Genomic DNA, 23,836 nt, shown 5'->3' with positions numbered 1-23,836 from the left:
AAAATGAACCTTATGGAAAAATCCCCATAAGGTTCATTTTTTTAATATCCTCCACCGTACCCATTACCAGGATAGTAAGGATATGGATAAGGATAGGGCGGGTAATAGTATGGATACGGTGTTAAAAACGGAAGTAGGAATTGATACGGGAACCGCTGCCGGCGAAATCTTCGATATCTTCTTCGACCATATCCGTTTTGACCGTACCCATTCGTAAATTGGCGTTCATCGCCGTCTACATCTTCAGGAACCAACATAGTAATGCCTTCGTCATCCATACCATCGATAATCCCATCAAATTGCTGTCCACTAGTTGTTTGTGCGATTACATGATAATTCATGTACCTCTGACATAAGGACTTCATATCTCCACCAATAGGTGAGACATTTGTCATACCTGACTTGGAATTCATCATGGATGGGCTAACATCCATCATACCTGGGTTAGAAATTGGTAACACTTTATCCCTCCTTTAATATTATCGGGATATGATATTCGCCTACGGAGGAAAGTGTTAACGTTTAATTGGATCTAATTTGGAGGGTAAAACTTATAGGGAATTTTTAGGCTTGAAGCATGTTCGTGCCAACTTGAAATAAAGTACTTGTTAAGCTAACTGGGAACGAGAGTTTAACGATAGCTGAAGAAAACCATAATGAGATTGACATGAGGGAGTGGTTAAATACGGAGATTTTAAAGGAAAGAGCTTATACATATTTATTTTATTGTGCTCTCTTAGATATTCGGAGCGCTTCTTATACTCATCGTATTAAATGGTGGAATCCTGCATCTTGGGTCCAGGCTAAAATTAATATGATTGAAATAAACAATATTGCTGATGTGTTCCATGACTTACCCGATTTGCTTGTTAACAGACCAGACGAATTTGATGAAAAATGGTTTTGGGATTACTTAAAAATGCGACTTCCAGAGAAGCATGAGATTTATTATCAAGTTTTCAATGAAAAGCTAAACGAAAAGATCAATTTTTGAACTAACGCAGAACGATAGTTCAAACAAACCAGGGAGCAGACGGGTTCATTTGGTGCAGTTGTTAATGATTTATTTTTTAGTCTGTTCGCTCCGCTAACGGGCAGGATAACATGGAAACATCTTGAATTAAATAAGCAGCTCTCATTGGCGATCGGAGATTCTTTTTCTGGGGAGGAATCAGCATGCAACTATCGAACTACCCATTTGTTAATTTTTCTTTTCAAAGTTTATGTGATTGGCAGAACCGCGAACTTGCTGAAATGGTTATTCATAGGATTATTAATGCCAACGATGAATACACTCCGCAGGTCTACTCGAGATTTGAGCCAGTAAAGGTGAAGATCGATAAAGAAAACGTGGAATATATTACCAGCTTGTGGCTGAATGAAGAAGTAAATCGAAACCTTCCGTCTTTCGCTCCTCCTGTAAGAGCAGGGCATCTTATGCTAAGAAGAAAGAAAAATCCTAAAGTCGAGTATATGATTTCTTGGGAGAAAAACAATAGGGTAGGATTTAATTCAATGAATGTGTCGGTTGAGGTCAACCATCTGCAAGATATTGAAAAGCAACAAAGCTTTTTTGATTTATGCTGGACTGTAGCAAGGATATTACAACCTGTACGAGGATATGTTATTAACCAATCAATCCCGTACATTCCAGAGCCACTTGCTCCACAGGTTATTCATCCGGAACTACATTGGATTAACCTATTTGGCAGACCATATATAGAATTGTTCGGAAGAGAGAAATTGCTTTCAACTCCGTGTTATAAAGTTGAAGAACTCGCAGAAGGAATAATTGCTCTTCAATTAACAGATAATCTTTTTGAGCCGATCCCTGAGGAAGTGCGAGCTTCTGTAAAAAAACATTTAGGTGAACAAGCTTTCGTTGAAAGTGGTAAGACATATCGTGACTATTTAAATAAAGAAAACATAGTCCCAAATTTCGACTACACACAAGTGATGTTTGATCGCACTCAACCGATTATTTTCGTGTAACAATAGCGCGTGAGACGTGGAATGGCTCCAGTTCCTCATCCGCCTACGTGATACCGGCATGCCGATTCGCGAAATGCAGCATTTCGCCGAGATGCGCTACCTCGGTGACGAGACGGTCGCCGAACGCAGACAGATGCTCGAGGACCATAAAAAACAGATCCGGGAGCAGATCGACCAGCTTATCGTAAACTTAGAGGCCTTAAACGAGAAAACCGATTATTACAAGGTGTTGGAGCGGGACATTGAAGAGCGAACACGAACCAAACCGCTCTGAAGTTTCTTTTGAGCTAACGGAAACGATAGCGAAATGACGAACAGGCTGCCTGCATGATGGCAGCCTGTTCAAGTATCGGGCAGTTTAACGCAATTGAGAATGGAACTAATATTGAATTTATACTGTAAATATATGGTATACTTGCTTTGAGGAAAGAGTAGTTGAAGAGGAAATGTATAGTAATAATTGAAGGGTTGGTAATCGTAGTGGGCCCATTGTTAATAAAAGATATTCGTTCAAATATAAGCCGTTTTGTTTCTATCCCCAAAAAAGGGACTTCCATCCTGATCAGCTGCCTGTTGATCCTCAGTATGACAGGCTGTACTTCAGACGAAACGATGATTACAGAGCCATCACCTAAAACATCGAATCTTTCAATTGTGAAAACAGAGTTTGAAACCATGCCCCCCCCATTTGCTGTTAGTTATATCCGTTCAGTGATGAGACCTAGCATGCTTCCGGAAGATGTAGTGAGACATCTTGGGAATAAATACAAAGAAGTTCAAACTAATTCTGAAACTAACACAGAGACCTTATGGAGATATGATATCGGAGTAAAAGAGGGATTTAATCCGACTGCAACTCGGAATGTTCAAGACTGGGCTGATGAAACAGGCATACAAGATGGTAGTATACATGCTCAGTTCTTAATCCGATGGGAAGATGGTAAGGCTGAAAGCTTCTGGTTAGCTTATCGTGGGGCTGATAAAGAAAGCAAATTTGAGGAAGTAACAGGGGAGTTTTGGGGGCCATTATGGGCTCAGGCTCCAAAAGAACCACCCGCATCATTCCATAAGGATATCTTTGGCAATAGCTTTATGACTGACACCAGCTATGGTTGGGCAGCTGGTAGAAAAGTATGGAAAACGATGGATGGAGGGATATCATGGGTCGATCGTACACCTCCTAAGGTAGGGGGATCCTTCGGTTTTCTTGATATTGTGGATCAAAACACGTTGTTGACCCTCTTTCATCCGAAAGAGGTTGGAGGGGAGATCACAAATAATCACGCTGAATTGGACCTGAGCCAACAAACCGTATATCTCACTACGGACGGTGGGGATAACTGGGAGCAATTAGAGCATCCTCTAAAAGGTCACTGGGGCATTCACCCTGCGGTTACATCGTACGGGGCACAATTTGCAGATAAAAATGTTGGATATCTTTACGCTTATGCCGAACCGGGTATGGTGAAGGAACGTAAAAGTATATTTTTGAAGACCACAGATGGCGGGCGACATTGGACTGTACTCAGCGAAGATATTACGAATCAAAAGGATCTCGGGTATGCTATGCCTTACGGTATGGTTCTTCGGGATTTCAAAGAACCCTGGATCACTTACAACAATACGGATAACGGAAATCCTATAATATTTAAGTCCACTACCAATGGTCGTTCTTGGGAACAAGTGAAATTGGAACTACCAGTACAGGCGTTAGACTCAACCACTTATCCGTTAACAAGTCCGATGTTCTGGGGACCCCATCATACAAATGGGCTTATTGCCTTTTCTTTCAGCAAAGACAATGATTTGAAAGGGATCATTTGGTACAAAACCACGGATGGAGGAATTAGCTGGACAAGTCAGGTTTCGACTTATGAAAGTATAGCAGCCAAGCAGCCTTCAGTGGGGCGGAATAGGGTGAATTTTTCGATATTCGCCTATGATCTCAACACAATATGGATCCTTGATAATGATTTAGGTGAATTGTATTGTACTATAGATAGCGGTGAGAAATGGCAGTTTCTTGGTTCATCTCCATCTTTTCAAAATGTTCAAAGGATAATTTTTTCAAGTCCGGCTGAAGGAAGGGCTTATTCCCGTGTTAACAACTTATATACCAAGGATGGCGGAGCAACTTGGATGGAACAAAATTAGCATATCAGGGGTTGAATTATCGATTAGACTGAACTGCGCAGCATTGAGGTAACGAGGAACGATAGTGAGGAGCTGCCGCGAGGGCAGCTTCTTTTTGATGTCCGTTGAAGTAACGGGCAGGAATCTGAAGTTACACGCTGCAATATAATGTGTAAAATTTGAGTAAAAACTAAAACTGAAGGAGGGGATTTTCGTGGATATTTTATTTGCCTTACTGGCTTTTTTCTTTATGATGTTATTCCTACGCACACTTCGTGCGTTGATAAATAAGGATGAAGAAAATAGTACACTACTTACTATTGCTTCCTCTGTATTGTTTGGATGTTTATTTTGGGTTTTATTGTTACGCTAACGGTGAACGTAAGTTGAACAGGATAAGGAGCAGTTTGCCCAGTGGCAGCTGCTCCTTGTTTCATTGAAGCAACTGATAGGATAGAGGAACATTTGAACGTTAATAACGTCTAAATATATGGAGGTAGGTAAATGGAAATAAAGGGTAAAGTGGTTAAATCTTTGTTAATGGGCTTTTTTGCAATAATAATTCTTACTGGTTGCAATAGTACAAAATATGGAGAGTTTATTGGGGAATTAAAACCCCAACGTAGTAATTATAAGTTACATCTGTTTTATCATAATGGGGATACACCTCTTAATGAAATGGATGAGGTACAATCTTTCATACATTCTAACCAAGTAATTCAGGATAACATTACGGAAATGGAAGGTCATCCTTACAGTGAGCAACTGAGTAAAAATTTAAAAAAATTGGACATAGGAACCTACCCGATGTATGTCCTAATGAATAAGGATGGGCTTGTTTATAAATCCCCTTACTTAAGTGAGATAAAAGCCTTTATCAAAAAGGAATTGAAAATGACGGGAAGATAAACTAACGTAAAACGATAGTTCATTATAAGGAGGGATGCCGCATGGTGGCTCTATACTCACCTATAGGCAGTTTAACGTAATACGTCCTAGATTTGAGGCGTTACTTTGCTATAAATCAATTATAAAAAAACTACACCATTGTAAAATCTGTAAAGGTAATTTACACTTTTAGTATCTTACACAAGGGAGAGATGCAGTATGAAAAGTCTATTCGTATATCTTCAAGAGGGAACCAAACAAAACTGAACTACGGAAGTTACATTTATGCGATAAGTTATTAATGTGCTTCCGTGGTTTTCATAACATGGAGGTATAACAAGTTGAGTAAAAATAATTGGGAATCTTTTTTTGATGCACATGCCCCTCAATACATGGATAATGGTTTTACTAAGAACACGATTTCGGAAGTTGATTTTGTGATTGAAGTGTTGAAACTTTCGGAAGGAAGCAACATTCTTGATGTAGGGTGTGGAACAGGAAGACATTCCATCGAACTGGCAAAGCGTGGCTACAAGGTCACTGGAGTCGATATATCATCAGGAATGCTTTTGGAAGCTAAAAAAATGGCAAGTGAAGCGAATGTAAATGTCGAATGGATTCATTGTGATGCGGTAAAATACTCACCAACAAAGTCGTTTGACGCTGTTATCTGTCTTTGCGAAGGGGCTTTTGGTTTAGTTGGTAGAGATGAGGAGCCAGTTGAACATGATTTGGCAATTCTTAAAAATATCTCTGACGCACTGGAGCCAACGGGTCACTTTGTACTTACAACCTTGAATGCATATTCTAAAATTCGCAAACTTACTCAGGAGAACGTTGATTCCGGCAGATTTAATCCTATAACCATGGTTGAGCATTATATGGATGAATGGGATTTGCCCGAAGGGAGAAAACAGGTTGAGGTTAAGGAACGTAGATACCTCCCTTTTGAATTGAAACAGATGTTTTCTCAGGTAGGTCTGAAGGTTGAGAACATTTGGGGCGGCACGGCAGGTAATTGGAAGCGTCAAAACATTAGTTTAGATGAAATTGAAATTATGGTTGTAGCTACAAAAGGATAAAGGAAACGGGGATTGCTGTATTTAAGGCAATCCCTATTATTGTTGTTGTTTATTGCGCTAACGCAGAATGACAGCTTCATAACAAGATCTCGCAGGCTACCGGTGATAAATTCGGTGGCCTATTGCGTTAACGGGCAGTAGAGTGGAGTAGTTGTATTCAAGAATTTGTTATTCTTCTCCCCATCAACAAAACTAGAATATGTAAAAAGACGCGAGTCGTGTGGCTGCTTTATAGTTAAAAAATAAATTTGAGGTGTTTTATGAAATTATTTAAAAAAATTGATTTTACTATTTCAAGACAAGGTATCAGCGCCGTTGAAAAGATTACCATCGGTAGCGTCAAGCAGAGCATCTTAATACAGACGGAAAAGCCGGGCAGTCCCGTCTTGCTTTTTATTCATGGAGGTCCTAGTATGCCAGTTCCTGGTGTATCAAGCCGAGGCTCCGATTATGCATTGGTGATGACCACCAAAGAACTAGTCAAACATTTTACCGTTGTTTTTTGGGATCAACGCGGTACAGGAAAATCCTATGCAAAAGATATTCCGAAAGAAACCATGCACTTAAAACAGTTCATCAGTGACGCCCACGATGTCACTGATTATTTAAGAGATCGATTTAATCAAGAAAAACTGCATCTTGTTTCCCATTCCTGGGGTAGTGTTATCGCATTGTCCCTCGCCTATAAATACCCAGAGAAATTCTATTCCTATACTGGGTTTTCGCAAATCACGAACTGGGTTGAAAATGATAAACTAAGCTACAAGTGGCTGCTTGAAAGAGCAAGAGAGACCAATAATCAAAAAGCGTTACAGGAACTCGCTACCGTTGGCGAACCCCCGTATATGGAAAGCTTTAAGCAGTGGGGGGTTATTCGTAAATGGCAGTTTAAATACAACTCGATGTTTTATGACGCAGGCGATAAAAAGTCCGTAACGATCTTTTCGGGTCTTAAAATCATGTTACGGTCGCCAGATTATTCTCTGATGGACATTTACAATTCGCTTGTTCGAGGCTTCAAGCTTTCGTAAAAAAGTTGTATTGGTCGGATAAATCTTCACATGCCTTTCATCTTGAGGATGCAAGAGAAAACGAGCAAAGACTTATTCAACATTTACAGGCTAATACGCCATAATCCAATTTAATAACGTTTGTTGAGCTAACGGAAAACAATAGCTTCATAACAAAGATCAAACAGGTTGCCGGTGATAAACTCGGTGGCCTGTTGTGCTAACGGGGCAGTAGAGCATGGTGGTAACCGGGGCTTTATCAGGAGGGGGGAGAATTCTTTTTATTGTATGTCTTTATCTTTATCAGATATGCGAGAGCCACTCACAAAAGCCAACATATGGTATTATCTTAGTGGCGGCTTTACGCTGTTGAAGCAAATATCAATTCTAAATGGGGTGGAAATCGTGTTTAATAAGAAAAAAATATTAACAGGAATTTTAATTTCGGTAATTTTACCGTTAATTTTTCAATCTTTCTTAACCTCAACAACTGAAGTTAAAAACTCTGATGGGTCTGTTAGTGTTATTTCTCAGTCGCTAAGTCTTACGTATCCAAGTTACTTTATTATAGCTCTATGCATTTTTGTTCTTTATCTATTTCTACTGTTGAGTTGGCAGCGTTTAGCGAAAAATAAATAAAAAACCAAATTGAATCGGCTGCCTTTCTACGCAAATGGGAAGGATAGTTTAACACTTTCCGAAATTAGGGAGTTGATATTACGATGATAAAATCCACTTTAAATGGTTTAAAGAAACGAGTAGATAAACAAAACAAATTAAAAGTGCAACAAGATGGCGGAGAAGTTTTTACTTCAACATTTTATTGGGAAAGCCCTTGGCAAGGGTGTGAAAAGTATTGAGAAAGATATTTACGTCTAGCACATTTGTGCTGTCAGACGATCTTTTTCGCTGAACTAACGGAAACGATAGTTGAGGAGCTTGCTTCGCGGCGGCTCCTCTAATGCAATTGTCTCCATTTTGAGGTGCATAAACCCTATTTATGAGTTCGATACAAACGATTAAAAAGTATTACTTAGGAATTCACACTTTATATTCAACTAACGAGGAAGATAGTTGAATAAAAGACGCGATTTCAGCCGGTCGAAATGGTATATCATGATCGGGTGGGACGTAATTTCTTCGATGACGGCTCCGAAGACCGGCCATAATCTCTGTAGACGCGGGAGGGACGGCGTTTCTCCGGTCGCATATACAGACTCCGAAAACTCCGATGGCGGCTGCGACGGTGGAGGAGGCGGAGGCGATTAACCCCCAGTCTCATAGCCTCGTTCAATCTTCGCAACCGATAAGCGTTCGTTGCGGATTCACCTAGCTCCTTGAGATTGGTGTAAATCGTCCAAGCGCCCGCCTCCGCTCCAATCCCCGGCACCATCTGCTGCATTTTCCGAAAGTCGATTGCGTCGCGGTATTCCTCTGGAACGTCTGGTTTCCGAAAAGAAATTAGTTTTTTTTGTTGACCGGATTGCATATAACCTGTAAAATTTTGTTAAGTGTATACTTTAAGGTAATGAACTTACTTAAAGGTAAGGGGATGATTTATCAATGATTCATCAGCTTGAATGTCCAGTGGAGACACTCATTCATGTTCTAGGCGGCAAATGGAAACCAATGATTTTATGGCATTTGATACAATCCAATAAGCGATTCAACGATCTGGAAAAGCTTATACCTGATGTATCTCAAAAAATGCTTTCACAACATCTACGGGACTTGGAACGAGAGGGCATAATCGATAGAACGGTCTACCCCACCGTCCCTCCAAAAGTAGAATATTCCCTTAGTGAATATGGCAAAACATTGATTCCTGTAGCAGAAGTCATGTGTGCTTGGGGAGAAAACCATAATAAGCGGAAATGTGAAGAATCTGCTTCTTAAAGCTTGTTCAATTCATTTGCACACTAATTCAAGGACTCATAACAAAAGCTGCCACGGGATTTGTCCTGGCAGCTTTTTGCTATTTACAGTCAATATTCCTTTACGATTTTTACCGTGGACCAACATGGATAACCCTTTCTGCTTAATGCTTACTTTTAAGTAAGGACCCTACATTAAAGTGGGTTCTTATCAAGATTTTTAAATGATGCTAAGCTTGAGTCAATCCAGAGATGAACTATCGGTAGTTATTTATAAAAGGAGGAAAAAATGATGAAAATTATTGTTTTCGGAGCAACTGGAAATACGGGAAGAAGAGCGCTGGAGCAAGGGGGTAAAATGGGACATGAAATGACAGCATTCGTGCGAAACTCCGAGAAGTTTTATGAACAGCAAGGAGAGCGTTCAGCAAAACATGTGAAGGTGGTCGTGGACGATATCATAAACCCAGTAAGCGTCGGCGAGGTGCTCTCGCATCAAGACGCCGCTATTATTGCTGCCGGCCATGCAGGTCAAGGAGATGAGTTCGTTCGTCTCGTTGATAACATTATAAGCCAATGTGAAATCCACCCTAGTTTTTCCGGGAGGGTATGGGTAATGGGAGGTGCCGGCCTGCTGGATATTCCATATACTGACCTCATTGGCAACAATCTGCCCGGCTTCCCGCCCGCGTATAAAAATCACAACCGGAATTTTGAACGACTCCTACAGTCTGAGCTCGATTGGTCAATTATGTGTCCGGGAACTATGATTGATTCGATAGAGCCTTCGGCGTCGGTTCATCTGCATGTGACAACGGAAACCTTGCCCATATCAATTCCGAAGACGATCAAGGAATTTTCCGAGGCCGATATAGCCGGTTACTTGTTCAGCCGGCTTCAAGAGCTGGATGTTGCTTATGATGATGTCGTGAAATGCATGCTGGACCATATCGAGCTCGGAGGGCCTTTTAAGAGAAAAAGGGTCGGTCTCGCCTATCAAAGCGATATTCCGGTGAGCTAAGGAGCAAGAAGGGAGATGATCAGTTTGTTTGGATGGCTCCTCGTTTTTCATATATTGGCTTCTATCGCGGTAATCGGTCCCGCTTTCGTGGTACCCTTCATTCGAAGGTCCGCTAGAACCGCCGGCCAGTTGCGCTTTGCTTTTGATGTAACGAACAAGATTGCCATCCTGCCTAAAATTGGCGGAGCCGTACTTATTATTACCGGGGTTTGGCTTATGATCATAACCAAGATGGGGTTGTCCCAAATGTGGCTAAATATATCGATCCTTTTATCGCTGCTCATGGTCGCCACAATCGAAGGATTGATCGGGCCGCGTATGAAAAAGATCATGGAGATTGTATCTATAAGTCAAAGCAAAGGGGATGAATTACCCGCCGAGCTCGATCGATTGATGAAAAAGATCATACCGATCGAGACGGCGTCACAGCTGCTGATGATTGCCATTGCCGTGCTTATGGTCCTTAAGCCATTCTAAAGAAGCCGTAAAGTTTTTTATCAATCGGCCCGCGGGTAGTAGTTCAGAAAGGGAAGAATCAATAACGAAAGGGCTGCCGCGTGGCAGCCTTTTGTTCCGTATATAGGCAGAGTTCTGTACATAAAGGATTCCGTGGACCATTGAATACTTTAATTGCTTAGGAATCCTTAGGATAGCTAGATGAAAGTGATGTATTATGAAAGCATTTATTGTAACAGGTACGACAAAAGAGTCTTAACTTCTTAAGGAAAAGCATTACGCTAACGGGCAGTTTAGTTGAAGATTAATTCCGGTGAACCATACCATAAGTGAAGATGAAAAATTTTCTTGGGGGAAGTGACCTAACAATACGACTAGCCAGAATAGTTTTATGTGAATGAAGAAAACAACACTTAGTGTGGTATACACTCGTGTTGCTCTCGTGTTTTAATATCCAAACTTCTATTTCATACATGTTGTTGTTAGATTGAGTTTATGTGCAGCAAAATTCTTCCGCGTCCATGTCTTGCTTCGCTTTTCTCCAGTGCTTTATTAGCTTGGTTTAGCGGGAATATGGAATCAATCGCTGCTTTAATCGTACCGTCGGCAATTAATTCCGTTAAGGTCTGCAGATTCGCGTATGTTGGGAATTTGGTGTTAAATTTAGCTGTAACGCCATACTTTTGAGCGTTCTCTTGAGATGGATCCTGAGTCAAAGAGACGAGAATGCCTCCCTTCTTCAGAACGGCCCATGATCGATTCTCGGTCTCGCCTCCAATGGAATCGACGACCAGATCCACTTCTTTGACGACGTCTTCGAAAGCCGTCATGGTATAATCGATGACTTGATCCGCACCCAAAGACTTGACGAAGTCCATGTTAGAGGTTGAAGCCGTAGCGATCACGGTTGCTCCCTTCCATTTGGCCAGCTGAACGGCAAACTGTCCAACGCCGCCTGCTGCAGCATGAATGAGAACGGTTTGGCCAGACCGGAGTTCACCTTCAGTGAACAACGCTTTCCAAGCCGTTTCGGCTCCTGCTTTAATCGTTGCTGCATCTTCAAAGGTGAGAATATCGGGCATCTTAACTAATTCCTGGACTTTCGCAATGCCATATTCTGAGTAGGCTCCTCTAATACTACCAAAAATGCGATCACCGGGCTTGAAATCCGTTACACCTTGCCCTACTTCTTCGACAACTCCAGAAGCGTAAAATCCAGGAATGTAGGGGAGGGTTACAGGAAAAACTTCTTGAAGCCAACCGTTACGGATTTTATAGTCTAGCGGAATAATCGTAGCATATACGATGCGAACGAGCACTTCATCCGTTTGCTGTTGGGGGCGTTCAACTGTTTCTACCTTTAAGACATTTGGACCACCATATTCATTGACCAGAATGGCTTGCATCGACTTATTAGACATGCTTATCTCTCCTTTATCACTCATCATTTTTTAAAAATTTACAGTTAAGTTTCTAAAGAAGCGGCTATTTTTTGTGCCAGAGCTACAAACTGTATTTTTTCTTCGTCATTGAGAACTTTCGTTGTGATCTCTTCCAGCTTGCTCCAAGCCTGAATCACTCTGGGTTCAACTTCACGCCCTGTTTGAGTGAGCGATACGATGGTTACGCGTTTATCTTCCTGTGAGCGGCTGCAGGTGACCAGCCCCGCATCTTCCAAACGACGAACGGATTTAGCTATTGTCGAGTGATCAAGGCGCAGCGACCTTGAAAGACTATTCTGTGATTGGCTGTCTCGGTGCCACAACTGCATCAGTACGAGTTCCTGCCCTGGGTATAGGCCTGCTTCTCGAAGCAGCTGTCCTGCATTTCTATGATGTGAACGAGCCATGCTGAATATAGAGAAGCTTACGGGAAAATGCGTTACCGAACTGATTTCATTTTCAATGGCTTCGTTATTGATGTTTTTCTTCAATAGTTTCATCCCTCCTTTCAATTGCGTGGTCGTCAACATATTCGATTAAACACAAGATAACATTTAAATGCGTTGCCGTCAACATAAATAAAAAACAGATTAGTTTCCCAGTTGGTATGGATGACTTTGGAGTTGCAGTTGGTTTAACACAAGTGACATTAAGGGGGAATAGTTAAAAGAAATTTTAAAAAAAGCTGCCATATAGGCAGCCCGGTGATAATATGCCGATAGCCTCGATAAGCTGAACCGCACCATCGTCTAATAACAACAGGTCATTCCGCTAACGGAGACGATAGTTTAACAACGGGCAGAAGGCAGTCGATCACTTTTGGATCGACTGCCTTTATTCAGCTAACTGTAGTAATGCTGCTTCGATACGTTTAGAATTTCGATAGCTCAATAGACAGCTGCCAGTCTCAGTCTAGGAATGTATTTTTAACGGGATATTATGAATAGCGAACCGATAAGTGAGGGGTTAAAATGACTCTAGAAAAAAATAACCGGATTGTGGTCAGTTGATAATTTATATGCTCCAGGTGCCGTGGAAGACATATTAGTTGTTTTCCTGCCAAGTGGTGAAGGCTGGTTTCGACAAAAATTCTGATGTGATAATTCATGAAATTAAAGTGGAAGTTTCCGTCGAGTTTACCCCTCGAGGAGAATGAGGTTATTTCATTTTCTAAACCGTTGTGGGGTTCAGATTATAAATTTGCACTTGTACATAGAGATCTTGACTCGTGCTCTTGGGCTAACAAGTGGTCCAGCTCCGCGAATCGAGAAACGGGCTCTTCATATTTTCAGACCACACAAAAAGTGTTCCCAACGCACCAACCCTAAAATCTAGTAACCTTCACCTGAAATCTAGCGGATTTATTATCTGACAGGTTCTTTCATATAATGTTTGTAAAGTCCAGCAATCACCACGATCACGCTCATCACCACCAGCGGGTGAACACTCAGTACGGGAAGCACCAAGAGTAGCGGCCAGCAAGACGAATATAGGTGTATGGGCAATCGCCATGTTAAAGAAACCGAAGGACAAAACAAACCAGCAAATGCATAAGTGCGTCGGTGCTTTCCCGCCTTTATTTTTTGCTGATTTGCGAAACGGGCAAGGGGCATAGAGGTAGGGGGACGGGTGGCGCAGCACACCGCCGCCCTACCTCCATCACTCCGCTTCGCTCCGCTCGCTCGGTTGGACAGACGATTAATGATTGAATTGGTGGAAGTTTGCATTTGATCTTCACTTTCCTAATCTGGATTAACGAAGGGGGATACGCTGTGGAATTGCGCCAGCTTGAATATTTTATTCAAATTTGCAAATCAGGAAGTTTCACCAAAGCTAAAGAAGAATTAGGTGTGACTCAGCCTACACTAAGTCAGCAAATTCGGGTTTTGGAAGATGAGTATAATATTCAATTGTTCGATCGGGTAAGTAGGGGAGTTGAAGTAACGGAAGCGGGAAAAATTCTCTTGAATAAGGGCAACGCTATTATGAATCTTCTTGAGGAGGCGCGAAATGAAATAGATAGCCGAAACAATAAATCTAGAGAAACAATTTCTATTGGATGTTGTCCTGCTGAACTTGAATATCTTGCTCCTTACTTTATGAGATTTCACCAAAAGTACCCGAATATTCTATTAAAAATTATCGATGCAGAGGATGCCGAGAATAAAGTTTTGGAACAAAGGGTAGACATTGGAATCATTGCATATCCGGTTTCTGATGCTTCGGTCATTTCGACTCATTTGTATAGACAAGAAATGGCGCTATTGATTCACTCAGAACATCCTTTGGCCGATAAATCTTCGATTCCTTTTCAATCTTTGAAGCAAATGAATTCGATCATGTTCCGAGAACAAAACAAATCATTAATTGATATGTATTGTTTCTCTTGTGGGTTTACCTTGAAGTCGATAATAGAAACGTCCTCCACTTCAGTATTGATTCATTGGGTTCGTCATGGACTTGGAGCAGCTCTTATACCAACATCTTCGCTCGAAAGTCTAAGGGACGATTCTTTGCGTATTGTCAAATTAGAAGGCCATATTCCTTGTTGGGATATATCTCTTGTATATCTTAATTCCGTTACTATGAGGTCCACTGCACGCATATTCACTCAAGAGATGGATTCATATGTAAGAGAGGTTGAGGTGAATCTTTCATGTTCAGGCAATTAGAATGTTTCATTCAAATTTGCAAAGAAGGAAGCTTTACTAAGGCTGCAGAAGTTTTAATGATTTCTCAACCTACCTTAAGTCAACAGATCCGCATTCTAGAGGTAGAAGTTGGAACCCCTTTGTTTGAGAGAGTTGGTAGAGGGGTAAAGATTACAGCTGACGGGGAAATACTTTACGAAAAAGCTCTTTCCGTGATGAGGCTCATTGAAGAATCGAAGAAAGAAACTTACGAGTTAAGCAATGCTCGGGCAAATAAACTTTCGATAGGCATTTCGCCCATGGACTTTTTTTGTTTAATACCCCGTTTTTTGAAATTCCATGAACAGTATCCTGACATTACATTAAAATTTGCCAGTACAGAAAGTACATCACAGCAATTATTGAATAGTAGTATCGATATTGGCATTACTGACAATTATGATCCAAACAAAGAAATTCATATGATGCACCTGTATAAAGAAGAACAAGCATTGGTCGTTTATGCGGATCATCCATGGGCAGATCGAACCTTTGTTTCTTTTCAAGAGCTAGAAGATTTAGAATCTTCCTTATTTGTTGGGGATATAAGTTTAATCGAGCATCTTCATACATTCAGCGCTAAAATCGCCAAATCCTTGCAATCAAAGTTTGAGTCAACTTCCACGACAATTCTTCTTTCTATGGTACTGCAAAAGATGGGGGTAGCTATTTTACCTGCTTCTTTAATTGAAAACTTTTCTGGTCAGCAATTGAAAATGATTCGTCTCGTAGATCCAACGCCTGTTCGTGAGATCAAGCTTATTTTTAAAAAGTACCATTACAATAATCCTTCTGTTCAGAAATGTATCGATTTTTTTCTAGAATAATCAGAAAAGTTGGCAGACTACGGCTGATACCAAACAGCTCCGTAGGTTTATGTTGAATAGAATTAAACTAAGTTTATGAAAGGGTTGAGAGCAGCTTCTCACCCAGAGAAGGTTTATGCAACGGAGTTGAAAGACCTAAAAGAGAGCGGCTTTAAAAAGCTAGCTTTCCTGCAGGTCTTTTTCCTTAGAAAGAGGCGGCAGGGAAGAGAGATAGATGCCAGAGTGCTGGATATATAGATATTAGCTATACAATGTATAGAGAGGAAAGAATTGTTTTCCAATTTATTTTGCCCTATCATAGAAACCAGGTAAATATTTTTCATATAAATAATCTAAAATTAAAAGAAGAAGTGTCGAACAAGACGAGTACCGTAATGAAAACGGCAGGAATACATCATATTATACTTCGATAATGAAGCAGGGAGCCCTGAAACTATTATTACCACATACATCGTACCGTAGGCGCACTTGATATTTGGAGAGAGCGTCTTACAACGCTGGAGATTATGAATCATAACTAGAACATCATAGCTAACGAAAGCGAGCCAAGACGAAGGAATATTTCCTTGTCGTGCTCGCTTATTCGCGTTGTCACCATAGGAAACCTGAAAAATAGTAACCCTATATATAATGTGAGATCTTTCCTTTGCTTGCAATAACCTTTATACTAGCAGTAAATTGAGGCTTCTGAACAGCGTAAGCCTGCTTACGTTGCGAATATATTAAAATAATAGAGTATTAAGGTCACCACTGCACAGACTAAGGAGAATTATGAATGGATAAAATGCGTAAATCAGCAATGCTGTTACTAGCTCTGATGATGTGTTGGACGTTAGCGGCTTGTTCTGGGAACACTGGCACTGCTGAGGATCATACGAACTCGAACACCAATCTTATAAAGGCAGACGCTTCTCAAAAGAAGCCTTCTCCGGATGAGCCTGCCTGGAAGCTGGACACGACACCGATTACGTTTGACTGGTATATCAATTTCGATTGGTTCAACAGCAAGTGGGGAGGCAACGTCGTTTCCGATTATATAACGAAGAAGACGGGCGTCAGCTTGAACTTTATCGTGCCTGCTGGCGACGCCAGCGAGAAGCTCAACACGATGATGGCAGCAAGGTCGCTCCCTGACTTCATCACGCTAGGCTGGTACGAGGATGCCGTGTTGAAGATGATCAAGGGAGATATGGTGCTTCCATTGAATGAGCTAGCGGATCAGTATGATCCTTATTTCTTTAAAGTCGCAGACCCCGCAAAGCTTATTTGGTATACACAGGCTGACGGCAATGTGTATGGCTACCCGAATGCATCTTCATCCCCTGCGGATTATCGAAAATATGGTCAGCTTTTTACATCTAATCAGACCTTTGTTGTTCGGAAAGACATGTATGAAGCACTCGGGAAGCCGGATATGAGCACGCCGAAAGGGTTTCTCGGCGCGCTGAAGGCTGCGAAGGAGAAGTTTCCGGAAGTGGACGGCCAGCCGCTCATTCCGATCGGCCTGCATGAATTTACGGAAACCGGTAACTATTCGCTGGAAGAGTATCTTCAGAACTTCCTAGCAATTCCGCAGCAGAAAAACGGCAAACTGTACGACCGTCGAAGCGATCCAACCTATCAGAAATGGCTGAAGGTGTTCCGCCAAGCGAATGAGGACGGGCTGATGCCGACAGATGTATATATTGATGAAAAACGACTGGAAAAGGATGAAAAAATATCGCAAGGGCGCTATTTTGCCATGCTGTATCAGTGGTCTGATTTTTTAGAGATTAACCAAGCGTTGTATCAGAAGGACCCGAATAAGATGTATATCGCGATTGATGGCCCGGCGAATGATGCGCATGATGCGCCAACACTTGCAGGAAGTGGCGTCTCCGGTTGGACGGTGACGCTTATCTCGAAGAACGTCAAGGATAAGAAGCGGGCAATTGCCTTCCTCAGCTATTTGCTCAGCGAAGAGGGAAACAAGGATCTGTTCTTAGGAGAGAAGGGCGTTACCTACGATACGATAGACGGCAAAGATCAGTTCCTGCCGGAGGTCTTGCATCTGCTCAACACCGACCGCCAAGCATTCGATAGCAAATATGGCGGTTCTTATATGTACTGGATGCTAATGAATACGAATATGAGACTAGCATGGATAACGGGGATGGATGCTGAGCCTGCCAAACAAATTGCCGATTGGACGAGGGGCAAGACGATCAGCATGACCGAGTTCGAAAATCTGGATCCGGACCCGACGACGAAGGAAGGTATTGCGGAAAGCAGAAACACGCGGCTCTGGGCCGAGACGTTGCCGAAGCTGCTGATGTCTAAGTCGGATGCTGAATTCGATCAGCTGTTCACCGAATTCATGAACAATATTACCGAGGATCCCGAGTATGAAGCCATCGTAGCTAGCCGCCAAGCAGCCTATGAACGAAATGTACAGAAGCTGAAGTCGTCGCTCAATCAATAGTTCTATAGAGGAAGCAGCAGGATGTGAAACAGGAGATGGGATTCGCGGAAATCCGTTGGTTATTGGGGATACATGCATTTACGTTTAAACTTTCGCTTCAAGTCAAACTGATTCTGTCATTTGTGTTCGTTATCTTCATACCGGTTGTTCTATTCTCCTGGTATACGCTCAAAGAGGAGTCCGCCAAGGCAATGGAAGAATTAACGAAGAATAGCGAAAAAGTGCTAGCAGTCGAGAAGATAAACATTGAGAATAACATGGAGTTGATGGGATGGACCGGTCAGCTTGCGTTATCCAATCGGGAAATGAACAATTATCTACAAATTGAACAAATTCAGGATACAGCACGTGTTCTTCATATTAAGAAAGATGTTGTCAACAGCTTTCAATATTTTCTGTTTAACAATCCACGAATTGCGAATGTCCGGTTGTTCACGGACAACCTTTATGTGAATGAGATTTGGCCAGTCATCCTACAGGAATCACGTATTCAGGACAAGCTTTGGCATGATGAGGTGATGAAGCAGAGCGGTATGCCCTGGTGGGAGATACAGGAGAACTTCGTCCTCACCGGTGCGCCATCCGAACCATCGCCGAATGAGCCCTTCATGACGTACTTGCAGGAATTCAAATATTCGGACAACAAAACACATAACGGGATTCTAGAGATATCGATGAAGCTGTCGAATTTCTTCTCTCGAACGTTCAGCAGTGTGCAGGACACGGACTCCCAGCTGATCGTAGTAGCAAAGAGCGGACAGGTATTCAGCTTGAAGGCTTCACCTGTGTTCGAGCAGCACAGCGCGGAGCAATTGATGAACAGCGTGAAACTGACGAATAATACAGATCACGAGTCGGTACAGTTCAAGGTTAATGGGCAGTCCTACTTGGCGATTCAGAGCTATATTCCATCGATCCACGTACATCTGGTCAATATGGTTAGTCTTGCGGACACGATAGAAGGCATTCACCATTCGAGAGTTCGTTATATTGTACTCATCTCGTTACTAGTGGCATTTCTCGTACTGCTGTCTTACTCGATGCAGGCGATGATTTTGCGCAGGCTTAAGGCGTTAAGAGAATCGATGGAACAGGTAAGAAGCGGTAACTTCGACGTCGAGCTGCCGCCGATAACCGGTACCGATGAGGTAGGAGAGCTGGGCTTGCATTACCGTAAGCTCATTCTGAAGATTAACGAGCTCATTCAAGAGCAGGCAGTTAGGCAGGCGGCAGGCAAAGAAGCCGAGCTTCGGGCGCTGAAGAACCAGATAGATTCCCACTTCCTCTACAATACGCTGGAGAACGTCAAGATGCTGGCGGAGATTGAAGGGCAGTACCTTATATCGGACATAATGACCTCGCTAGGCGGTATGATGCGGTATTCGATGGAATGGAAGCGGGATCACGTGATGCTCAGCGATGAGATTCAGCAGGTCCAGCATTATGTATCCGTCATGAACATCCGTTATGATGGAAGACTTGATCTCCGATTGTCGATTGCACCGGAATGCCTCAAGCAGGAATCGCTCAAAATGTCACTGCAGCCCGCAGTCGAGAATGCAATCAAGCATGGGATGAGCCGCATGCATTCCAGCGACGGAAATCTTGTCATTACGATCTCTGCCGTCCGGCGTGATCAAGCTTGTGTCATAGAGATCACTGACAGCGGCTGCGGCATACCGGAAGAGAAGCTGGGCTTATTGAATCGAATGCTACGAATGGAAGAGTCCGCTTACCAGGATGTCCGGCAATTAGTCGTTCGCAAGGATAATCAGGACAGCAATGGAATCGGTCTGCGTAATGTGGACCAACGCTTAGTGATGAGCTATGGGACGGAATATGGGATTCAGATCGAGAGTCAGGAAGGAAGCTATACACGCATAATCATGACTTTGCCGTATCGGGTCATGGGAGGGGGATTAGACATCTATGATTAGCTTGCTGATCGTCGACGACGAGAAGATCATTCGGAGGGGCTTGCAATCGGTGATTGAGAGGCAGTTTCCTAATCTGTTCAACTACCGATTTGCCGAGAATGGACAAGAGGCGCTGGAGCTGCTTAGCCAGGAGCCTGCGGATATTATGTTCACAGATATCCGAATGCCAATTATGGATGGGATCGAACTGCTCGAGCAACTGCAAGAGCATCCCGTAAGGCCCGAGATTGTACTGCTTTCTGGCTATAATCAGTTCGTATATGCGCAGAAAGCGATTCGCTATGCTGTGAAGGATTATCTCGTGAAGCCTGTGATGCGGGAGGAGTTGTTTGCCGTCCTGGAGCGATTAATGCGGGATATAAGGATGAGAGAAGAGCGAGCAGACAAAGCGGGCGAAGATGCCAACCTTGTTGCTGCCGAGCTAGTTACCCAGCATTTGACCCAGAAGGATGTGGGTGATGCGATAACACAGAACAAGCTGGAGCAGGCCGGCTTTAGCTGGTTGGATGCAGGATATACGCTGGGCTTGCTTACGCGACGCGGTGGAGGATCACAGAATAGCAGTACGGATACTGCTTCTTTCAGGAATCAAATCGCTGATCTGTTACAAGGGCATATGGATTGGATGCTCACGCGTGATGGAGAAGGCGGAACGATTATGATCGCACGCGATCCGGTTATGTTCTACCAGTTGGCGGAACGGTGGAGGTTGAGTGTATATGAGTCGCAGTTGCGAATCGCGATTAGCGAGTCTGTTCAAGGGATAGAGCAGATAAGGTGGGCATACAGTCAAGCGAAGCAAACCTTGAAATACAGTATTGTGCTTCCAGAACTCGATGTGCTGGACTACACCCTCATAAGTGAGCGCAATGAGCGGAATGTCGTTCCTGTTGAGTTGATTCAACGATTATCGAATCTGATGGGAATGGGACGCGGGAACGAAATGAAGCAGCTTCTCGATCAAATTCTAGATGTTCGTATCATTAGCTGCTGTGAAATCGGCTACCTGGAACGGATCAGCCAGCTGCTCAATGAAGAGTTGTTCGACAAGGTGTTCCGCATCTACGGAAATAGAGTGCTCGGCCTATTAAGTCTGTACGCCTCTGTTGGCCATATCGGGAATTTCGATCGATTTGAACATTATTATGCAGTTGTTGAGCAGCTTCTCGATAGTCTGGATCGGTTCATCCAAGATCGGAGAGAGCAAGCGCCTACGGAGCAAAATACGATGCAAAAAGTTCTCGCTTACTTGGAGACGCATTATGCTGACGATTTGAACATGGCGGTCGTGTCCAACCATTTCTCACTCAATTACTCGTATTTCAGCCAAGCCTTCCAAGAATATTACGGTGAGAGTTTCTCGAACTATGTTCGCCGGTTAAGGCTGGACAAGGCGAAGGAGCTGCTGGTACACTCCGATTTGAAGGTGTACGAAATCAGTGATCAGGTTGGATTCGAAAATGTGAAGCATTTTACGAGAATATTCAAGGATACCGAAGGCATCACAGCGCTGGAATACCGAAGCCAGCGAAGACTGTTTGAAACCCAAGTATGATGGCATCCAGGTTAAAAAAGCAGCCCGAATAGATCTCAGAAGGCGTCTGATCCTCTGCGTAGGCTTTTACTGCTGCCAACTTAAATGCAGGTGTGTACGTGATGGCCGTCTCGGACACATGCTGTACGTTGGGGGTTGCCTCCAACTTTCCCATTTGCTCTACTGTAAATACGCTCGTTTCAACTTCCCCATCTTCGTCTCGCTCCTCATCCATACCTAGATTAAAAAACAAATGACCACAAGAGGGTCACTTTTTTCAAAGTGTCCTTCTTATGGGTTACAGTTCACACCTTTTCATCAATTCTATGGGTACTAGTTTATTTTATCTCCCCTCTTTAGTCCAATATGAAAAGTCTCGAAAGCGCTCTATATGAAGTAACTGATGATTTCCGTGACTGTTCTCATTCATTTAGTATTAAGGAAGTGAATCAAAGCGGTATTGAATTCTTCAGGGTGAGTCGCGTTCAAACCATGTGGTCCACCTTCAATTACGACGAGTTGACTGCCTGCAACAGCTTCGTGGGAAAGTTGACCGCTTACCTCAAGCGGCACGATCGCATCGGAATCGCCATGGATAACAAGCAATGGGATATCAAATTTCGCCAAATCGCCACGGAAATCCGTCCGGCCGAAGGCATCAATGCAATCCAGCGTCCCCTTTGGCGAAGCAAAAGAAGCAATCTCAAGGTTGTAAACACGGAAGGACTCGCTGACCAGATCGGTTCTATCCCCTGCCTTAAAGAAATTGTGAGTGAAGCCATCAAGGAAGGCGATGCGGTCTTTTTTCAAACCTTCTTGGAAGCCCTGAATGGTGCTTTCATCCAGACCACCTTCCGGATGCTCAGCGGATTTGTAGAAGAACGGAGGAACCGCAGCAGCCAACACGGCTTCTTTGACACGGCTTGTTCCGTATGTTCCAACGTAACGGGCAACCTCTCCGCCACCCATCGAGAATCCGACCAGTGTCACGTCCTTAAGGTCTAGATATTCAATCAGCTTATGGAGATCCGTCGCAAACGAATCATAGTTGTAACCGTTCCACGGTTGGGAGGATTGTCCGAATCCGCGGCGGTCATATGTAATTACGCGGTAACCTGCATCGATGAGCGCTGGGACTTGACTCTCCCACGAGCGCCCGCTCAGCGGCCAGCCATGGATCAAAACTACAGGTTTACCTACGCCAAGATCCTCAAAAAATAATTCAATGGGTTGCCCGTTTTCTGTTCCGACTGTTAATTTAGGCATGTTTCATACTTCCTTTCGAATTGGTTTTGGTTAGGCTGTAGCAAAAACTATTGATATGAGTTGTTACTGTACACTCACATTAGGCATATTCCACAAACTAAGAGAGTCAAATTAATTGACTCTCTTTTTTTGGATGAATAGGTTATCCTCCGTGGCCGCCAAACATCGTTTGCGCATAAACAATACCCGCACCGTATGCGCCACTGTGTTGCCTAGCAATCTCCAGAACGGCATCATACGTTTCTTGACGCGCCCAATCGCGCTGATACTCAAGAAGAACAGACAGCCAAGTCACGGGAATGGCTCCTGCTTGAATCATGCGTTGAACAGACATGTTATGCGCTTCTGTCGTCGTCCCGCCTGAAGCATCCGTTACGATGTATACTTCATATCCATCTTTGATGGCTGAAACTACAGGGAAAGCAAGACAAACTTCTGTCCACAGAGCTGCCATAATCAGCTTCTTGCGACCTGTTTTCTTCACTGCTTCCACGAAGTTTTCATCTTCCCAGGAGTTCATTGTTGTTCGGTCAATCGGTTTTTGATCAGGAAATACAGCTTGAATATGCGGATGAATAGGGCCAGAAAACGATTCAGCAGCAACCGTTGTAAGAATAATAGGTGCATTGAAAACTTTAGCTGCTTTAGCAAGTCCAACCGTATTGTTAATGATCGTTTGGCGATCGGCGCTTTGCACGCCAAAAATCATTTGAGGCTGATGGTCTACTAGAATAATAGCGGAGTTGTCAGCTGTAAGTAAATCGGTCTTTCCGTTAAACATACAAAAATCCCTACTTTCTATATATGATTACAACAGATCCACAAATTTGAAAACCTGCTGCATGTAATAAGTCTATTGAAATGCAAACAGACGAACAATCTTCATTTTTCTATAATACCCATAGACAAAAACTATATACTATAAAAATATTATTAAAATTATATATAAGTGATTCCTATGGCTGTTATAGAGAAAGCCTTATTGATAGAAAGAATCCTGACTTATAGACTTATATAGAAGGTGAATGATTGAAGGAGGAAAATTAGCATGTGGGGTTCAATATTTCTCGCTTTAGCTGCTGGTATTGTCATTGGCGTTGTTTTTCAATCGCTTAAGATCCCCTCTCCGGCGCCGCCTTTTTTGGGATTGCTAGGTCTCTTAGGTATGTTTTTAGGACAACGGTTGATACCATGGATACAACTTTGGTTAAGCCGCAAATAAC

General features: G+C 42.8%; 25 protein-coding genes. 18 read left to right on the top strand and 7 right to left on the bottom strand.

Annotation, left to right across the window (positions count from 1 at the left end; translation table 11 throughout):
• Positions 1 to 41 precede the first annotated feature (41 nt).
• On the bottom strand, positions 42 to 461 hold the full coding sequence (locus tag QFZ78_RS12900) for a hypothetical protein (protein WP_307548019.1): 420 nt from the start codon (positions 459 to 461) through the stop codon (positions 42 to 44).
• Between the two features lie 206 nt (positions 462 to 667).
• Here QFZ78_RS12900 and QFZ78_RS12895 point away from each other — a divergent pair, with 206 nt between their 5' ends.
• From QFZ78_RS12895 to QFZ78_RS12855, 9 genes are all read left to right on the top strand, one after another.
• Positions 668 to 994: a hypothetical protein gene (locus tag QFZ78_RS12895; RefSeq protein ID WP_307548017.1), complete on the top strand. Its 327-nt coding sequence runs from the start codon at positions 668 to 670 to the stop codon at positions 992 to 994.
• A 182-nt stretch (positions 995 to 1,176) separates the two neighbouring features.
• On the top strand, positions 1,177 to 1,992 hold the full coding sequence (locus QFZ78_RS12890) for a hypothetical protein (protein WP_307548016.1): 816 nt from the start codon (positions 1,177 to 1,179) through the stop codon (positions 1,990 to 1,992).
• Positions 1,993 to 2,008: 16 nt separating this feature from the next.
• Positions 2,009 to 2,266 (top strand): MerR family DNA-binding protein, encoded by a 258-nt coding sequence (locus QFZ78_RS12885; RefSeq protein WP_307548014.1) that lies wholly within the window; start codon positions 2,009 to 2,011, stop codon positions 2,264 to 2,266.
• Positions 2,267 to 2,472: 206 nt separating this feature from the next.
• Positions 2,473 to 4,146 carry a WD40/YVTN/BNR-like repeat-containing protein gene (locus QFZ78_RS12880; RefSeq protein WP_307548012.1) on the top strand — a complete coding sequence of 558 codons (1,674 nt, stop codon included), beginning with the start codon at positions 2,473 to 2,475 and terminating at the stop codon, positions 4,144 to 4,146.
• Between the two features lie 193 nt (positions 4,147 to 4,339).
• Complete coding sequence (locus tag QFZ78_RS12875; RefSeq protein ID WP_307548010.1) at positions 4,340 to 4,498, top strand: hypothetical protein; 159 nt, start codon at positions 4,340 to 4,342, stop codon at positions 4,496 to 4,498.
• 131 nt (positions 4,499 to 4,629) lie between these two features.
• On the top strand, positions 4,630 to 5,034 hold the full coding sequence (locus QFZ78_RS12870) for a hypothetical protein (RefSeq protein WP_307548008.1): 405 nt from the start codon (positions 4,630 to 4,632) through the stop codon (positions 5,032 to 5,034).
• A 320-nt stretch (positions 5,035 to 5,354) separates the two neighbouring features.
• A complete protein-coding gene (locus tag QFZ78_RS12865) occupies positions 5,355 to 6,095 on the top strand; it encodes a class I SAM-dependent methyltransferase (protein ID WP_307548006.1) in 741 nt (246 codons plus the stop codon).
• A 260-nt stretch (positions 6,096 to 6,355) separates the two neighbouring features.
• Positions 6,356 to 7,126 carry an alpha/beta fold hydrolase gene (locus QFZ78_RS12860; RefSeq protein ID WP_307548004.1) on the top strand — a complete coding sequence of 257 codons (771 nt, stop codon included), beginning with the start codon at positions 6,356 to 6,358 and terminating at the stop codon, positions 7,124 to 7,126.
• Between the two features lie 701 nt (positions 7,127 to 7,827).
• A complete protein-coding gene (locus QFZ78_RS12855; protein WP_307548003.1) occupies positions 7,828 to 7,965 on the top strand; it encodes a hypothetical protein in 138 nt (45 codons plus the stop codon).
• Between the two features lie 254 nt (positions 7,966 to 8,219).
• On the opposite strand, the gene QFZ78_RS38545 is transcribed toward QFZ78_RS12855, so the two are convergent.
• The gene (locus QFZ78_RS38545) at positions 8,220 to 8,594 is read right to left on the bottom strand and encodes an EcsC family protein (protein WP_373461026.1); all 375 of its coding nucleotides are present in this window, start codon (positions 8,592 to 8,594) and stop codon (positions 8,220 to 8,222) included.
• Positions 8,595 to 8,668: 74 nt separating this feature from the next.
• Here QFZ78_RS38545 and QFZ78_RS12840 point away from each other — a divergent pair, with 74 nt between their 5' ends.
• The 3 genes from QFZ78_RS12840 (at position 8,669) to QFZ78_RS12830 (ending at position 10,477) form a co-directional block, all read left to right on the top strand.
• Complete coding sequence (locus QFZ78_RS12840) at positions 8,669 to 9,001, top strand: winged helix-turn-helix transcriptional regulator (RefSeq protein ID WP_307548001.1); 333 nt, start codon at positions 8,669 to 8,671, stop codon at positions 8,999 to 9,001.
• Between the two features lie 270 nt (positions 9,002 to 9,271).
• Positions 9,272 to 10,000, top strand: coding sequence for an NAD(P)-dependent oxidoreductase (locus tag QFZ78_RS12835; RefSeq protein WP_307555650.1), 729 nt, complete (start codon positions 9,272 to 9,274; stop codon positions 9,998 to 10,000).
• Positions 10,001 to 10,015: 15 nt separating this feature from the next.
• On the top strand, positions 10,016 to 10,477 hold the full coding sequence (locus tag QFZ78_RS12830; RefSeq protein ID WP_307547999.1) for a DUF2269 family protein: 462 nt from the start codon (positions 10,016 to 10,018) through the stop codon (positions 10,475 to 10,477).
• Positions 10,478 to 10,938: 461 nt separating this feature from the next.
• Here QFZ78_RS12830 and QFZ78_RS12825 read toward each other — a convergent pair whose 3' ends face one another.
• Together QFZ78_RS12825 and QFZ78_RS12820 are read right to left on the bottom strand one after the other, a co-directional pair.
• Positions 10,939 to 11,877 carry an NADP-dependent oxidoreductase gene (locus QFZ78_RS12825; RefSeq protein WP_307547997.1) on the bottom strand — a complete coding sequence of 313 codons (939 nt, stop codon included), beginning with the start codon at positions 11,875 to 11,877 and terminating at the stop codon, positions 10,939 to 10,941.
• A 44-nt stretch (positions 11,878 to 11,921) separates the two neighbouring features.
• On the bottom strand, positions 11,922 to 12,389 hold the full coding sequence (locus QFZ78_RS12820; RefSeq protein WP_307547995.1) for a MarR family winged helix-turn-helix transcriptional regulator: 468 nt from the start codon (positions 12,387 to 12,389) through the stop codon (positions 11,922 to 11,924).
• Positions 12,390 to 13,670: 1,281 nt separating this feature from the next.
• Here QFZ78_RS12820 and QFZ78_RS12815 point away from each other — a divergent pair.
• From QFZ78_RS12815 to QFZ78_RS12795, 5 genes are all read left to right on the top strand, one after another.
• A complete protein-coding gene (locus QFZ78_RS12815) occupies positions 13,671 to 14,570 on the top strand; it encodes a LysR family transcriptional regulator (protein ID WP_307547993.1) in 900 nt (299 codons plus the stop codon).
• Positions 14,555 to 15,415: a LysR family transcriptional regulator gene (locus tag QFZ78_RS12810; protein WP_307547992.1), complete on the top strand. Its 861-nt coding sequence runs from the start codon at positions 14,555 to 14,557 to the stop codon at positions 15,413 to 15,415. Before QFZ78_RS12815 ends, QFZ78_RS12810 begins: the two co-directional genes overlap by 16 nt.
• Positions 15,416 to 16,190: 775 nt before the next feature.
• Complete coding sequence (locus QFZ78_RS12805) at positions 16,191 to 17,876, top strand: extracellular solute-binding protein (protein WP_307547990.1); 1,686 nt, start codon at positions 16,191 to 16,193, stop codon at positions 17,874 to 17,876.
• A 35-nt stretch (positions 17,877 to 17,911) separates the two neighbouring features.
• Positions 17,912 to 19,813: a sensor histidine kinase gene (locus QFZ78_RS12800; protein ID WP_307555648.1), complete on the top strand. Its 1,902-nt coding sequence runs from the start codon at positions 17,912 to 17,914 to the stop codon at positions 19,811 to 19,813.
• The gene (locus QFZ78_RS12795) at positions 19,806 to 21,368 is read left to right on the top strand and encodes a response regulator (RefSeq protein ID WP_307547988.1); all 1,563 of its coding nucleotides are present in this window, start codon (positions 19,806 to 19,808) and stop codon (positions 21,366 to 21,368) included. The genes QFZ78_RS12800 and QFZ78_RS12795 overlap by 8 nt, the downstream gene beginning before the upstream one ends.
• Here the strand turns inward: QFZ78_RS12795 and QFZ78_RS12790 are convergent.
• From QFZ78_RS12790 to QFZ78_RS12780, 3 genes are all read right to left on the bottom strand, one after another.
• The gene (locus tag QFZ78_RS12790) at positions 21,316 to 21,600 is read right to left on the bottom strand and encodes a hypothetical protein (RefSeq protein ID WP_307547985.1); all 285 of its coding nucleotides are present in this window, start codon (positions 21,598 to 21,600) and stop codon (positions 21,316 to 21,318) included. The genes QFZ78_RS12795 and QFZ78_RS12790 overlap by 53 nt on opposite strands.
• 173 nt (positions 21,601 to 21,773) lie before the next feature.
• A complete protein-coding gene (locus tag QFZ78_RS12785; RefSeq protein WP_307547983.1) occupies positions 21,774 to 22,613 on the bottom strand; it encodes an alpha/beta fold hydrolase in 840 nt (279 codons plus the stop codon).
• 142 nt (positions 22,614 to 22,755) lie between these two features.
• The gene (locus QFZ78_RS12780) at positions 22,756 to 23,394 is read right to left on the bottom strand and encodes a hydrolase (protein ID WP_307547981.1); all 639 of its coding nucleotides are present in this window, start codon (positions 23,392 to 23,394) and stop codon (positions 22,756 to 22,758) included.
• A 267-nt stretch (positions 23,395 to 23,661) separates the two neighbouring features.
• On the opposite strand from QFZ78_RS12780, the gene QFZ78_RS12775 reads away from it, so the two are divergent.
• Positions 23,662 to 23,835, top strand: coding sequence for a DUF1427 family protein (locus QFZ78_RS12775; protein WP_307547979.1), 174 nt, complete (start codon positions 23,662 to 23,664; stop codon positions 23,833 to 23,835).
• The last annotated feature ends 1 nt before the right edge of the window (position 23,836 follow it).

The sequence above is a fragment of the Paenibacillus sp. V4I5 genome (genome assembly GCF_030817255.1).
In the GTDB taxonomy this organism is placed as follows: Bacteria; Bacillota; Bacilli; order Paenibacillales; family NBRC-103111; genus Paenibacillus_E.
The sequence above is the reverse complement of the archived record's forward strand: the minus strand, read 5'-3'. Positions and strand labels throughout refer to the sequence as shown.